Annotated in this window: 14 protein-coding genes; 13 read left to right on the top strand and 1 reads right to left on the bottom strand. The window is 50.5% G+C overall.

What is annotated here, in order from left to right; translation table 11 throughout:
* Window positions 1-100: 100 nt before the first annotated feature.
* The 13 genes from rpsF (at window position 101) to HH301_RS09875 (ending at window position 12,160) form a co-directional block, all read left to right on the top strand.
* Window positions 101-523 carry a 30S ribosomal protein S6 gene (gene rpsF / locus HH301_RS09935; protein WP_169568749.1) on the top strand — a complete coding sequence of 141 codons (423 nt, stop codon included), beginning with the start codon at window positions 101-103 and terminating at the stop codon, window positions 521-523.
* Window positions 523-756, top strand: a complete 234-nt coding sequence (gene rpsR / locus HH301_RS09930; protein ID WP_169568748.1) for a 30S ribosomal protein S18 — start codon at window positions 523-525, stop codon at window positions 754-756. The genes rpsF and rpsR overlap by 1 nt, the downstream gene beginning before the upstream one ends.
* Before the next feature lie 44 nt (window positions 757-800).
* Complete coding sequence (locus HH301_RS09925; protein WP_169568747.1) at window positions 801-1,754, top strand: DUF2232 domain-containing protein; 954 nt, start codon at window positions 801-803, stop codon at window positions 1,752-1,754.
* The gene (gene rplI, locus HH301_RS09920) at window positions 1,755-2,333 is read left to right on the top strand and encodes a 50S ribosomal protein L9 (RefSeq protein WP_169568746.1); all 579 of its coding nucleotides are present in this window, start codon (window positions 1,755-1,757) and stop codon (window positions 2,331-2,333) included.
* Between the two features lie 243 nt (window positions 2,334-2,576).
* Window positions 2,577-4,052 carry a replicative DNA helicase gene (locus HH301_RS09915; RefSeq protein ID WP_169568745.1) on the top strand — a complete coding sequence of 492 codons (1,476 nt, stop codon included), beginning with the start codon at window positions 2,577-2,579 and terminating at the stop codon, window positions 4,050-4,052.
* A complete protein-coding gene (gene alr, locus HH301_RS09910; protein ID WP_169568744.1) occupies window positions 4,052-5,164 on the top strand; it encodes an alanine racemase in 1,113 nt (370 codons plus the stop codon). Before HH301_RS09915 ends, alr begins: the two co-directional genes overlap by 1 nt.
* An 11-nt stretch (window positions 5,165-5,175) precedes the next feature.
* Entirely contained in the window at window positions 5,176-5,952 is a 777-nt protein-coding gene (locus tag HH301_RS09905; protein WP_169568743.1) for an MlaE family ABC transporter permease, read from the top strand.
* Between the two features lie 13 nt (window positions 5,953-5,965).
* Entirely contained in the window at window positions 5,966-6,742 is a 777-nt protein-coding gene (locus HH301_RS09900) for an ABC transporter ATP-binding protein (protein WP_169568742.1), read from the top strand.
* 19 nt (window positions 6,743-6,761) lie between these two features.
* Window positions 6,762-8,147, top strand: coding sequence for a DNA repair protein RadA (radA, locus tag HH301_RS09895; RefSeq protein ID WP_169568741.1), 1,386 nt, complete (start codon window positions 6,762-6,764; stop codon window positions 8,145-8,147).
* 12 nt (window positions 8,148-8,159) lie between these two features.
* Window positions 8,160-8,852, top strand: a complete 693-nt coding sequence (locus tag HH301_RS09890) for a CvpA family protein (RefSeq protein ID WP_169568740.1) — start codon at window positions 8,160-8,162, stop codon at window positions 8,850-8,852.
* Window positions 8,849-10,315, top strand: coding sequence for an amidophosphoribosyltransferase (gene purF, locus HH301_RS09885; protein WP_169568739.1), 1,467 nt, complete (start codon window positions 8,849-8,851; stop codon window positions 10,313-10,315). The genes HH301_RS09890 and purF overlap by 4 nt, the downstream gene beginning before the upstream one ends.
* Before the next feature lie 11 nt (window positions 10,316-10,326).
* Window positions 10,327-11,025 (top strand): SDR family NAD(P)-dependent oxidoreductase, encoded by a 699-nt coding sequence (locus tag HH301_RS09880; RefSeq protein WP_169568738.1) that lies wholly within the window; start codon window positions 10,327-10,329, stop codon window positions 11,023-11,025.
* A 91-nt stretch (window positions 11,026-11,116) separates the two neighbouring features.
* Entirely contained in the window at window positions 11,117-12,160 is a 1,044-nt protein-coding gene (locus HH301_RS09875; RefSeq protein WP_169568737.1) for a hypothetical protein, read from the top strand.
* Between the two features lie 10 nt (window positions 12,161-12,170).
* Here HH301_RS09875 and der read toward each other — a convergent pair whose 3' ends face one another.
* On the bottom strand, window positions 12,171-13,502 hold the full coding sequence (gene der, locus HH301_RS09870) for a ribosome biogenesis GTPase Der (RefSeq protein WP_169568736.1): 1,332 nt from the start codon (window positions 13,500-13,502) through the stop codon (window positions 12,171-12,173).
* Window positions 13,503-13,507: the final 5 nt, after the last annotated feature.

Below are 13,507 nucleotides of genomic sequence, written 5' to 3'. Positions count from 1 at the left end.
GCCGCCTCAACAACTCCTTGCCGACGGAGGTCGGCTACGTCTGTTCGGTTAGCATTGGTGCTAACTCCAGATATTTAAGAGCCATAAGGAGCTTATACATATGCCTCTATATGAGACAGTTTTTATTGCCCGTCAGGACATTTCCTCCCAGCAGGTGGATGCACTGACAGAAAAAATGTCCCAGTTTGTAACAGCTGGCGACGGTAAAGTTGCTAAAGTCGAAAATTGGGGACTTCGCAACCTGGCTTACAAGGTTAAGAAAAACCGCAAAGGCCATTACGTTCTTCTCAACATTGATGCCCCTGTCGATGCCGTCAAGGAAATGGAACGCAACATGCGTCTGGACGAAGATATCCTTCGCCACATGACCATCCGCGTTGATGAACTTGAAGAAGGCGATTCCGTCATGCTTCAGAGCAAAAGTGGTCGCTCCGGCGGTCGTCGCGACTCTGACGAAGATGGTGACAGCGCCGAGTCTAGCGAAGACAAGTCTGATAACGATGCTTCCGAGGAGGATAACTAATGTCTGATGCACGTCGTCCTTTTTTCCGCCGTCGTAAGACCTGCCCTTTCTCCGGTGAAGGCGCGCCAAAAATCGATTACAAAGATGTAAAGCTTCTGCAACGCTTTGTTTCCGAACGCGGTAAAATCATGCCAAGCCGTATCACTGCCGTTTCTGCAAAGAAACAGCGTGAACTGGCTCGGGCTATCAAACGGGCACGCAACCTCGCGCTGCTGCCGTTTGTTGTTAAGTAAGTAATTGCCGGTTTGGCGGGTAACCGCCAACCGATAGTGGGACAATGGTCAAAGACATTGGTATTGGCACAGCACTGGGCCTAATCAGTACACTTCTTCTGATTTTCTCAGTTCTGGGTAGTGGGACACCCGCCGGGCAAGTAAATGCTCTCCAAACAATGTCCCTGATGACCTTATCTGTTGTTCCCCTCTTCGTCGCTGGACTGGGTTGGGGATTGGCAGGTGGTATTTCAGCGGTAGTAACTGGTGCTCTGGTTGCTGCTACGATTATCGCCCCACTATTCAGTATGACATATGTTTTGACTTGCGGCCTGCCGGTTCTGCTGATCACACGACAGTCCCTGTTGTGGCGCGAGGAAAACGGAAAAGTTACCTGGTATCCAACGACCAATCTGGTCATGATCTGGGTAGGTGTAAGTATTCTCCTGTCCTTTATGGCAATTGCATTGCTGTATCAGGATCAGGAACTGAGGAAAAATCTGATCACTCAGTTTGATCTCATCCTTCCTCAGCTCCAGCAACAGGGGAAAATGTTTGAGGCCATTACGGCAGAAGGAATTGTTCGGGCTCTCCCACAGTTCTTTGGACCGTTCTGGGGCGTGATCCTCCTGCTTGGAGGCATACTGGCACAGGGTGTGCTGGTAAGGTTCAAGCGGAATATCCGACCCAGTCCTGTTTTCCAGGACCTCAAGCTTCCCGTCTGGATGGCGGTTGCAACAGTTGGCGTGGTTGGTTTCAACCTGTTGTTCAACTGGGGTGATACGTTCCTAGGCGCGGTGATACTTGCACTGGAAATCGCATTTTTCCTTCAAGGGATTGCGGTTATCCACAAGGTTTCTAAAGGTTGGCGATATCGACCTTTCATACTGACGGCGGTTTATTTGTCGATGTTTTTAATTTTTTGGCTGGTCCTGGTAGTCGCATTGCTTGGATTGGTCGACAGTTGGGTTGGATTTCGCGAGAAACTGAACGGACATCCAGACCTGGAGGAAGATTAAATGGAAATTGTATTGCTGGAGCGTGTTGAAAAACTCGGTCAAATGGGTGATGTCGTTACAGTCAAGAACGGTTACGCCCGGAACTTTCTGCTGCCTCAGGGCAAAGCACTCAGAGCCAACAAGGACAACCTTGCTATCTTTGAAGCAAAACGGGCTCAGCTCGAAGCAGACAACCTAAAACGCAAAGAAGAAGCAGAACAGGTTGCTCAGAAAATTGATGGCATGACTGTTATCCTGATCCGTGCGGCTTCTGAAAGCCAGCAGCTTTACGGTTCAGTCAGCACTCAGGACATTGCGCGCGCCGTGACAGAAAATGGTGCAACAGTTGACCGTAAACAGGTCATCATGGACAAAGTTCTGAAAACACTTGGCCTGCACGAAATTCGCATTCGTCTGCACCCTGAAGTTACTGTTGGTATTACAATCAACATCGCTCGCTCTAACGAGGAAGCAGAAATTCAGGCTCGCGGTGAATCTGTTGAAGCAGTCGCTGAGGCTGCTCTCGATGCACGTGATGAAGCGATCAACGATGTTTTCGAATCTACTGCTGAACAAGAAGACGAAGAAGCTGAATCCTAATCCAGCTTCCCTTCGAAATCCGAAGCTAATGAAACGGCACTCTTATGGGGTGCCGTTTTTTTGTAACAGTCGGAAATTTAACTTTCCCCGATTAACAGTTGCCATAGCTCTATGGCTTCAATACCCTTTTCGAAATAATCCACAAGTTCCACAGCCTGTGGATAAATTTTATCCACAAATTTATTGCACCTGAATTTGAGATAACCCGCTCCAGTTCAAAAACCCTTATGTTATGGTCAATCCATGGAAAGCACTGTACTGAATTCCGAAACGAATACTGAGGATAGCTCCTCCCCGACCTACCGTTCCATGCCCAGTAACCTGGACGCAGAACGGGATCTGTTGGGGGCCATTCTGATAAACAATGAGGCCAGTGCCAAAGTCAGTTCTTTTCTGAAGCCAGAGCATTTTTACGAACCCGTACATTCCCGTATTTATGACGCTGCATCCATCCTGATTGATCGGGGTGAGATTGCCGACCCGGTGACATTGAAGTCATATTTCGAGAATGATCAAGCCCTGGCTGACATTGGCGGCGCCCAGTATCTAGCCCGCCTGGCTGCATCTGCGACGACCATCATCAACGCAGAACATTATGGCAAGATCATTTATGATCTGGCGCTTAGACGTGAGCTGATCAATCTTGGAGGGGAGATCGTCAACACGGCCTATGATTCTGATTTGGAAGAGACATCGGCGACCCAAATCGAAAATGCGGAGCGGCAGCTCTTCGCGTTGGCTGAAAGCGGATCTCACGAAGGGGGACTGACCCCTGTACGCGTAGCAGTAAATCTTGCCGTCAAATCCATTGAGGAAGCCTTTCAGCGGGACGGTAATCTTGTTGGTGTTACAACAGGTCTTAGGGATCTGGACGCCAAGCTTGGCGGGCTCCATAAGTCGGACCTGCTTATTCTGGCCGGGCGCCCGTCAATGGGTAAGACATCGCTGGCAACAAACATTGCGTATAATGCTGCGAAAGCCCATTACAAATCTGGGGGAACAGAGGGCGCCCCGGTCGGATTTTTCTCACTCGAAATGTCGGGTGAGCAACTCGTTGCGCGTGTTCTTGCCGAGGCAACGGAAATCAGTTCAGAAAAACTTCGAAAAGGTGAGCTCACGGACGAAGAGTTTGCCAATCGGCTGGTGCCGGAAAGCGCTACCCTATCTGAACTACCGCTCTATATTGATGATACACCAGCCATCTCCATTGCAGCGCTCAGAACGCGCGCGCGTCGGCTTAAACGAAGTCATGGTCTTGGCCTGATTGTGGTCGACTACCTACAATTGATGAAGGGTAGTGGCCGAAGCGATAACCGGGTTCAGGAAATCTCGGAGGTCACGCAAGGGTTAAAAGCAGTCGCAAAAGAACTGGATATACCTGTCATCGCCCTCTCCCAGCTTTCTCGTCAGGTGGAGAACCGGGATGATAAACGGCCGCAGCTTTCGGACCTTCGCGAATCCGGATCAATTGAGCAGGACGCTGATGTTGTGATGTTCGTGTATCGTGAAGAATATTATGAAGGGCGTCGCGAGCCCTCAGAAGGAACGCCAGAACATATTGAGTGGCAGGAGAGGATGGCGAAGGTACATAATATGGCTGAGGTTATCATCGGCAAGCAACGACATGGCCCCATCGGCATTGTCAAGCTGCAGTTCCAGCCTGAATTTACCCGCTTTGGTGACCTCGCCCTGGATCAGTATTTACCGGAGCATCATTAATGGATCCCAGACTATCTGCCGGTTATATAACCATAGACCTGGTCGCCATACAGAAGAACTATCAAAAACTACTCTCCCTCATGGAGGCGAACGATTGTGCAGCAGTTGTCAAGGCCGATGCCTACGGCCTGGGCGCTCAAATGGTTGCACCGGCCCTTCACGATGCAGGTTGTCAGAAATTCTTTGTTGCAATTCCGGAAGAAGGAGTAGCCCTTCGGCGTATTTTACCTGACGTCGAGATCTTCATTCTAGGCGGCCTATTTCCTGACTGTGAAGAAGTGTATGTCCATGAGCGCCTGGCACCTGTGCTGAACAGTCTCGAAGAAATCGAAACATGGTCGAAGCTGACGCAATCACATGGTCCTCTGCCCGCCATCATTCATATAGATAGCGGAATTTGCAGACTTGGCTTACTGGAAGCGGATGTAAATGCTTTGGCCGCCAACCCTGGCATCATGGATGGTATTGAAGTCGAGTACCTGATGAGCCATTTGGCAAGTGCTGACGATTTTAAAAATCCACAAAATCAGGAACAACTGGATACACTGACCGGTCTGATCGCTAAACTGCCTGAGGGCCTTCGGAACACACCAGTATCCTTTGCAAATTCCAGTGGAATGTTTCACGGAACCGATTTTCGGTTCGAGTTGGGTCGGCCTGGGATTGCCCTTTATGGGGCTAATCCAACCCCTCATTTGGAAAACCCAATGCTCCCCGTCGTAGAATGGCAGGGAAAAGTACTGCAAGTTCATGACGTTGACAGTGGTAAACCCGTTGGATATGGTGCCACATATCGGACGTCTAAGCGATCCCGGATAGCAACCGTTTCCATTGGCTATGCTGATGGTTATTTCAGATATCTGGGAAATAAAGCTGAGGTTTCGATCAATAATAAACGGGTGCCAGTTGTTGGGCGGGTATCAATGGACATGATCACGATTGATATTACGTCATTGGACGAAGGTGAATGTGAACGGGGTGACCTGGTTTATCTGATTGGTGAGAGTGTTACGCTCGATTATATCGCAGAAAAAGCCGGTACCGTTGCATATGAAATCTTGACGTCACTTGGACAACGCTGTCACCGAAGATATCTGGACGCCGGGGCATAGGACAGAACTGGATGGATTGGAATTTTCTGGCGGCAATTGGCCGTGTCGCTCTTCGCTTTATGGCTGCTGTCGGGCATTTATCTCTGTTTACGGTTCAAACCGTCAGGCATATTTTCCTTCCACCTTTTTACTTACGGATCTTCCTCAGACAGCTTATGAGTATCGGCTATTACTCCTTGCCCGTCGTCGGCATGACAGCGCTCTTCACCGGGATGGTTCTAGCCTTACAAATTTACGTCGGTTCATCCCGCTTTAATGCAGAAAGCGCAGTAGCTACAATCGTCGTGATCGGCTTGACCCGAGAACTCGCCCCTGTCTTGAGTGGATTGATGATTGCAGGTCGCGTAGGTGCGGCCATTGCTGCAGAAATTGGAACCATGCGGGTGACAGAGCAAATTGATGCACTGGTAACCCTTTCAACAAACCCGTTTAAGTATCTGGTGGCGCCACGGGTTCTCGCCGGTATGGTGACCCTGCCAGCGCTCGTTCTCATTGCCGATATTATTGGTGTCTCTGGTGGCTTCCTGGTCGCGACAGAAAGTCTCGATTTCAATCCCAGCACATACATCAAGAACACCTTTGATTTTCTGGAAACGCGGGACGTTGTCTCGGGCCTGATCAAATCATCCGTCTTTGGCTTTATTGTCTGCTTGATGGGCTGCTATCACGGCTTCAACTCAACCGGCGGTGCGCAAGGTGTTGGCCGGGCAACAACAAATGCCGTTGTGTCCTCCTTCATTTTGATTCTTGTCAGCGACTACTTCCTGACTGTTCTCCTGCTGGATTGAGGAGCCGATCTTAATGAGCTCCACGCCGAAAATCAGTCTCAAGAACGTTTGTAAATCCTTTGGACCCAAGAAGGTTCTAAACGGCCTTAATCTGGACATAGGAGATGGCGAATCCGTTGTTGTGATCGGGGGATCTGGAACCGGTAAATCAGTGATGCTGAAATGCATTTTGGGATTGCTGGAGCCGGAAAGTGGCGAAATTTTCATTGATGGCAAACAGGTCGTCGGTCTTCCCCCGTCTGAGCGGGAAATTACACTTCGAAAAACCGGAATGCTGTTTCAGTACGCAGCATTATTTGACAGCCTCCCTGTCTGGGAAAATGTTGCCTTTGGCCTCATTCAGGCTGAGGGAATGAACCGGAACGACGCTAAAGACATTGCGATTGAGAAACTCGCCCTTGTTGGCCTCGGCCCCGAAATGGCCAATCGCAATCCGGCCGACCTTTCCATGGGGATGCAAAAACGCGTTGGCCTTGCCCGGGCAATTGCAACAAGCCCCGAGATCATCTTTTTTGACGAGCCAACCACAGGCCTGGATCCGATTATGGGGGATGTGATTGATAACCTGATCCGCGACTGTACCCAGCATTTGGGGGCAACTACATTGACCATTTCCCACGACATGGAAAGTGCACAAAAAATTGCCGATCGCATCGCGCTGATCTATAAAGGAGAAGTGGTTTGGATTGGCCCGGCCAATGAAATTGAAACTTGTGGCAATCCATATGTTGACCAGTTCGTGCGAGGCGATATAGAAGGCCCTATCGAGTTGGATATTCTGAAACCCTGACGCTCAAGCAAGGGACCCTATGGCACGCGTAACAGAACAGTATTCTTGCCAAAATTGCGGTAGCAGTTATCGAAAATGGCAGGGCAAGTGCGATGCTTGTGGGGAATGGAACTCTATCATAGAAGATACGGGCCGCGAAGCCCTACCAAAAGGGCTCTCTACCGGTAAAGGGCGCCATATTACATTCGCCTCTCTCGACCAGGCGGAAGAAACTCACGCACGTCATCATTGCGGCCTACAGGAATTAGACAGGGTGCTAGGCGGCGGGTTTGTGCCGGGATCCTCTGTTCTGATCGGCGGTGATCCCGGTATCGGCAAATCAACCATCCTGCTCCAAGCGGTTGGTCAGATGGCCAAGAACGGATATCGCTGCACCTATATTTCGGGGGAGGAGGCCACAGGCCAAATCTCCATGCGAGCAAAACGCCTTGGCCTTGCTGGTAGCCCCGTTAGGCTGGCAGCGGCAAATTCCATTCGGGATATCGTCACCAGCATTGAAAAGGAAGACAAGCCTGATCTACTGGTCATCGACAGTATTCAAACCATGTATGCGGATAATTTGGACAGCGCTCCCGGCTCCGTATCGCAAGTAAGAGCTTGCTCGCAAGAACTCATTCGACTTGCCAAAAAAGTTCAATGCGCACTCTTGCTCGTTGGTCATGTGACAAAAGATGGGCAAATCGCTGGCCCTCGCGTCCTTGAGCACATGGTCGATACAGTTCTTTATTTTGAAGGGGACCGCGGTCATCAATTCAGGATCCTACGTGCGGTGAAAAACCGCTTTGGGGCCACCGATGAAATCGGCGTTTTCGAAATGACCGATAAAGGCCTGCAGGAGGTTGCTAACCCCTCCTCCCTTTTCCTCAGCAACAAAGATCGGGAAATCAGCGGGGCATCTGTTTTTGCTGGCGTTGAAGGGACACGGCCTTTGCTTGTCGAAATTCAGGGGCTTGTCGCGCCGTCTCAACAAGCGACCCCTCGGCGTGCGGTCGTTGGCTGGGACAACAGCCGACTTGCTATGATTCTGGCGGTTCTGGATGCCCGATGCGGATTATCCCTCGCTGGCAACGAAGTTTACCTCAATGTCGCAGGTGGATTGAGAGTTCAGGAGCCTGCGGCGGATCTGGCGGTGGCAGCAGCACTTGTTTCGTCAATTTCTGACATCCCGGTCCCCGAAAATAGTATCATTTTTGGTGAGATTGGATTATCTGGTGAGGTGCGCGCGGTTGGTCAGACGGATGCCCGTTTGAAAGAGGCCGCCAAACTAGGATTTACGACTGCGATCATCCCCATGGGCAGTAAAGTGAAAGACGCTGACCTGAAGATTATCGAAGTTGAGCATCTGTCTGAGATCGTAAGCCTGTTTACCTCTGAAAAGCAGGCTTCCGGGGCCCAAAGAGTATAGGACCAGGAGTATATGGAAGAACTGCCAATCAATCCCGTCGATGCAGTCATTCTGGCGATCCTCCTCATATCCGCGGTTTTCGGATTTATCCGCGGATTTGTGAAAGAAGTTCTCTCCATTTCCGGATGGGTTGGTGCTTCTTTTCTTGCCCTCTATCTGTTTCCCATCCTGAAACCCTATGTTAGAAACTATATCGACAATCTACTGTTGGCCGATATCCTGACGGGCGCAGGTATTTTTATTCTGTCCCTCGTCGCCTTGTCCTTCCTCACCCATATGATTTCTGAGAAGGTTAAGGCTTCTGCACTGGGTGCGTTGGACCGGTCCTTGGGTATCTTCTTTGGGATCGCACGGGCTGTGGTAATTGTCGGTATCGTGTGGTTGGTATTTGTTCAGTTTATCCCGCCAGAGGACCGGCCAGAAGTTGTAACCGAAGCCAGGCTGATGCCTGTCGCAAAGGAAAGTGGGATTTTTCTGGCCCGGCTAACGCCACCAGATATGCAGGAAAACCTCAATATTGCGGTTGAAACCGCAGAGGATGCCGCAGGGAGCGCAAAGAAATCCTATGAGGCTATACCGGAGACCCTCCGCAAGGATGTAGAGGACACGGTTAAGGGAGCCATTGAACAATTGGACAAGGGATATGATGAAAAATCCCGTCAACAAATGGAAAACCTCACAAAAGGTACCCAGGTAAGACCATGACTGAGCAACATGAGATAAGCACAAACCCATATGACGACGACAAGCTCCATGAGGAATGCGGCGTCTTCGGCATTTATGGACATCCCGAAGCAGCTGCGCTTGCAGCACTCGGTTTGCACGCCTTGCAGCATCGCGGACAGGAAGCTGCAGGTATTGTCAGCCACGATGGTCGCCACTTTCACAGCCACAAAGGCATGGGCAAAGTCGGTGACAACTTCTCCTCCGAAGAGGTTATTAAAAGCCTGAAAGGAGATGCTGCTGTTGCCCATAACCGGTATGCGACAACCGGCGGAACAGTACTTCGCAATGTGCAGCCTATCTTCGCAGATCTTGCCAATGGCGGACTTGCTGTTGCCCATAACGGAAACCTTACCAATGCCTCCACCTTACGCCGCCAACTGGTAGCAGAGGGCAGCATTTTCCAGTCCACCATGGACACAGAAGTCATCATCCATCTGGTCGCAAACAGCAAGAAAATCAAAGTCGTAGACCGCATGGTTGATGCGATGCATAAAGTGACGGGTGCCTATTCACTTGTGGCTGTTACCAGTAAGAAAATGATCGGTATGCGCGATCCTTTTGGCGTCCGACCACTGGTCCTTGGCAAGCTGGACAAAGCCTATATTCTAACCTCTGAAACATGTGCACTTGATATTATCGGCGCAGAGTTTGTGCGGGATATCAAGCCGGGTGAAGTTGTTGTTATTGACGAAAGTGGGCTGACATCCCTCTCCCCATTTGAGACACCACCAGCCCGCTTCTGCATTTTTGAGCATATCTATTTTGCCCGCCCTGACAGCGTTCTGGAAAATCGCTCTGTCTATGATGTGCGAAAAGATATTGGCCGTCAGCTCGCCATTGAAAACCCGGTGGACGTGGATGCGGTTATACCGGTTCCTGACAGTGGCACCCCCGCAGCCATTGGCTATGCAGAACAAGCCGGCATTCCGTTTGAGCTCGGCATTATTCGAAACCATTATGTGGGCCGGACCTTTATTGAGCCAACCGACCAGATCCGCCATCTTGGTGTGAAACTGAAGCACAACGCCAACCGGGCCATGATCGAAGGCAAGCGTGTGGTGCTGGTGGATGACAGTATTGTTCGCGGCACAACCTCAACCAAAATCGTACAGATGGTTCGCGAAGCAGGCGCCACCGAGGTTCATATGCGGATCGCCAGCCCACCAACAACTCATTCCTGCTTTTATGGCGTGGATACACCGTCGCGTCAGAAACTCTTGGCTGCACAATATTCAATTGAGGAAATGTGCAAATTTATCGGAGCAGACAGCCTGAGCTTTATCTCCCTTGATGGTCTCTATGTTGCAATGGGAGAGAAAAACCGAAATACAGATTTACCGCAATATTGCGATGCCTGCTTTACCGGTGATTATCCTATTGGTCTTGTGGATCATGAGAGCGGCTCAGACCAAGAACTCACCCTGCTGTCAGAAGGCTCCTGAACGGACAGATTATGAAAAGATTTGAAGGTAAAACTGCACTGGTAACCGGTGCGTCCCGTGGTATTGGCGCAGCTGTTGCCAAGCATCTCGCAGCTGAAGGGGCTCACGTTATTCTCGTCGCTCGCTCAGTTGGGGGGCTTGAAGAAGTTGACGATGCCATTCAGGACGCTGGTGGCCAGGCAACACTGGTCCCGCTGGATCTCTTGGAAACCAACTCCATTGATGGACTTGCCGCCCCTCTTTACGAGCGGTGGAAGAAACTCGACATTCTGGTCGGTGCCGCTGCCACGCTCGGCAAGCTAACCCCCCTTCCCCAATATGACCCAACGCTTTGGGAAAATGTTTTCAAATTAAATGTGCATGCAAACTGGCGCCTGATCCGTGCGCTTGATCCGCTCCTTCGGAATGCAGAAGCTGGGCGCGCCTTATTTGTGACAAGTGCTGAAGCTCATCAGGCGAAACATTATTGGGCTGGATATGCAGCATCAAAAGCGGCCCTTGAAGAAATGATCCGGGCATATGCTGCTGAAACATCAAAAACAAACCTGAATGTTAACCTGATAGATCCAGGACCAACCGCGACGAAGCTTCGGCTATCCGCATTTCCGGGTGAAGATCAGTCAACGCTACCAAGCCCGGATGATAAGGCAGAGATGTTCCTAAAAGCGCTGCTTCCAGAGTTTGAGCAGACTGGACAGATCATCAGCTAATAATAAAAGAGAGCAAAATCAGTTGCTCTCTTTTTTATTTGCCCGCTAGAATGCTCAAAAAAACATTCCAAATAATGGAAGGAACCTTGTCATGACCGAGCATCCAATCCGGGCGATTGAAGCCCAAGCCGACCTTCACCATGCCTATCTTCTTGGCCTCCAACTTATGGTTTCTAGCCGTAAGGGCGAAGCGGTTATGGAAGAATGGATGTTTAATCTGTTTCGGCAGCAGCATTTGGAAAAATTCCTGAGCAGCTTTCAAAAACTAGGGCTTACCGGCCTTCCTGATGCCGTTGCCTGCGCTCGTTATCATGTGCTGTCGAACCAGATCGGCGGCGTGGGCGTTGAATATATGGAAGAGAGTGACAAGAAAGCCTGGGTCAGGTTTCGCTATCCCCGCTGGATGTATGACGGTCCGACTTTAGCAGGCGTAACACCCGGCGTTGGGCGTGGTTTTTTACGCGGCTGGTACGCCCATAACGGTGTTTCGTTGAAAAACCCCAGACTTGGATATGTCTGCGTCTCCGAAGATGTCACCGGTGAATTTGGGTTCTGCGGCTATTTCAAGGAATATGACCACGATCTAAAAGACGAAGAACGTCTGCAATTTAACAAAGGTGAGCTGCCTCCACCCTTTGATGCTGATGCGCAACCCGCCCCACCAGTTGGCGAATGGAGTGAAGAAAGACTGCAAAAGGCCAACCGCAACTATGCGATCGGCTATATCCGCAATGGCCTCACGACATTGGCAAAGGTTATCGGCCGGGAAGAAGCCGTTGAAATTGGCAAACTCTCCGCTCGCCTTATTGGTCTTCAGTACTTTCCCAAAATGGCTGAAAAAGTTGGCGCGAAAGATGGCAATGCACTCGATGCCCGTTCTTTCTTGATGACAATGCTGCAAGGCATGGGTGATGACGTAAAAGCCATAGAAACGGGATCTCAAACAAAAGCCAGCTTTGAACATACCGGACTTCGGATCACCCGCGATCTTGGCCAAGAAGACACATCCCTGATCCTTGATTGCTGGAAAGACCTCTGGCTCGGGACTGTGCGCTCCAACCGGGAAATGCTGACCTTAGATTGTCAGCAGATCAATGCCGAAAAGCTTGTTTGGGAGGTCTCCAGCCTCCGATAAGGCCGGGAGACTAATCTTTCACATAAGGGTTCTTACCGGTCCGTGGATAAATGCGGATCGGAACCGCCGGCATATCAAAGTCTTCCCGCAACCCATTGATCAGATAGCGAATATAGCTTTCTGGCAGTTCACCCCGAGAGGACATGAACAGGGAAAAGGTTGGAGGCCGTGATTTGACCTGTGTCATATAACGAACCTTCAACCGACGACCTTTGGCCATTGGCGGTGGATGCTTTTCCAGCATCAGTTCCAGCCAGCGGTTCAGTTTGGCCGTCGAAATTCGCTTATTCCAGATTTCGTATATCTGCAAAACCTTTGGCAGCAATTTTTCAAGGCCGCGTCCGGTTAAGGCTGACAAGGTTACAACCGGAACGCCGCGCACCTGTGGCAACGAGATTTGCAACTTGTCCCGAATATGTTTCAGAACCGCATTGCGATCCTTTGTTTGGTCCCATTTATTGACGGCAATAACCAGCGCCCGACCTTCATCAATCACATGAGAGGCCAGTGTCAGATCCTGCTTCTCAAATGGGACATCGGCATCCAGAACCAGAACCACAACTTCAGCCATTTTAATGACCCGAAGACTGTCAGCCACAGACAACTTTTCCAGTTTCTTTTGAACCCGCGCCCGACGGCGAATACCGGCTGTATCGACCAGCTTGATTTTCTGCCCCTCGAATTCCCATTCAACGGAAATCGAATCCCGGGTTACTCCTGCTTCAGGACCCGTTAGCAAACGATCCTCGCCGATCAGTTTGTTGACCAGTGTTGATTTTCCAGCATTGGGACGCCCAACGATGGCAAGATGCAGCGGCCGTTCTTTTGCTGGAATATCCTCGACCTGCTCTTTTTCAAAAGGCAGCAGCAAATCAAACAGCTCACCCATGCCTTCGCCATGTTCGGCCGAAATGGGGAGTGGCTCACCAAGCCCAAGTGCATAGGCTTCCGAAAGATCGCCGTGAGCTTCCTTGCCTTCACATTTATTCGCCACCAGAATAACCGGAACAGATGATTTACGAATCCACCCTGCGAAATGTTTGTCCAGGGGAGATACACCAATTCGCGCATCATAAAGCATCAGAACCACATCAGCCTCAGCTAATGCGGCTTCGGTTTGGCGACGCATGCGGCCTTCAAGGCTGTCGTCAAACGCTTCTTCCAACCCGGCAGTGTCGATCACCTTAAATTTGAGGGACCCAATACGGGCGTCCCCTTCCCGCCGATCACGGGTTACTCCAGGTGTATCATCCACAAGCGCAAGTTTCTTGCCCACAAGACGATTAAATAGAGTGGACTTACCCACATTGGGGCGCCCGATAATTGCGACTGTAAATGACATAGGTT

The organism is Sneathiella limimaris (genome assembly GCF_012932565.1).
Taxonomy (GTDB): Bacteria; Pseudomonadota; Alphaproteobacteria; order Sneathiellales; family Sneathiellaceae; genus Sneathiella; species Sneathiella limimaris.
The sequence above is the reverse complement of the archived record's forward strand: the minus strand, read 5'-3'. Positions and strand labels throughout refer to the sequence as shown.

Bases quoted from the DNA above. Each gene is read 5' to 3' on its own strand.
- rpsF (WP_169568749.1), top strand. From the start codon at position 101: ATGCCTCTATATGAGACAGTTTTTATTGCCCGTCAGGACATTTCCTCC.
- rpsR (WP_169568748.1), top strand. From the start codon at position 523: ATGTCTGATGCACGTCGTCCTTTTTTCCGCCGTCGTAAGACCTGCCCT.
- HH301_RS09925 (WP_169568747.1), top strand. From the start codon at position 801: ATGGTCAAAGACATTGGTATTGGCACAGCACTGGGCCTAATCAGTACA.
- rplI (WP_169568746.1), top strand. From the start codon at position 1,755: ATGGAAATTGTATTGCTGGAGCGTGTTGAAAAACTCGGTCAAATGGGT.
- HH301_RS09915 (WP_169568745.1), top strand. From the start codon at position 2,577: ATGGAAAGCACTGTACTGAATTCCGAAACGAATACTGAGGATAGCTCC.
- alr (WP_169568744.1), top strand. From the start codon at position 4,052: ATGGATCCCAGACTATCTGCCGGTTATATAACCATAGACCTGGTCGCC.
- HH301_RS09905 (WP_169568743.1), top strand. From the start codon at position 5,176: ATGGATTGGAATTTTCTGGCGGCAATTGGCCGTGTCGCTCTTCGCTTT.
- HH301_RS09900 (WP_169568742.1), top strand. From the start codon at position 5,966: ATGAGCTCCACGCCGAAAATCAGTCTCAAGAACGTTTGTAAATCCTTT.
- radA (WP_169568741.1), top strand. From the start codon at position 6,762: ATGGCACGCGTAACAGAACAGTATTCTTGCCAAAATTGCGGTAGCAGT.
- HH301_RS09890 (WP_169568740.1), top strand. From the start codon at position 8,160: ATGGAAGAACTGCCAATCAATCCCGTCGATGCAGTCATTCTGGCGATC.
- purF (WP_169568739.1), top strand. From the start codon at position 8,849: ATGACTGAGCAACATGAGATAAGCACAAACCCATATGACGACGACAAG.
- HH301_RS09880 (WP_169568738.1), top strand. From the start codon at position 10,327: ATGAAAAGATTTGAAGGTAAAACTGCACTGGTAACCGGTGCGTCCCGT.
- HH301_RS09875 (WP_169568737.1), top strand. From the start codon at position 11,117: ATGACCGAGCATCCAATCCGGGCGATTGAAGCCCAAGCCGACCTTCAC.
- der (WP_169568736.1), bottom strand. From the start codon at position 13,502: ATGTCATTTACAGTCGCAATTATCGGGCGCCCCAATGTGGGTAAGTCC.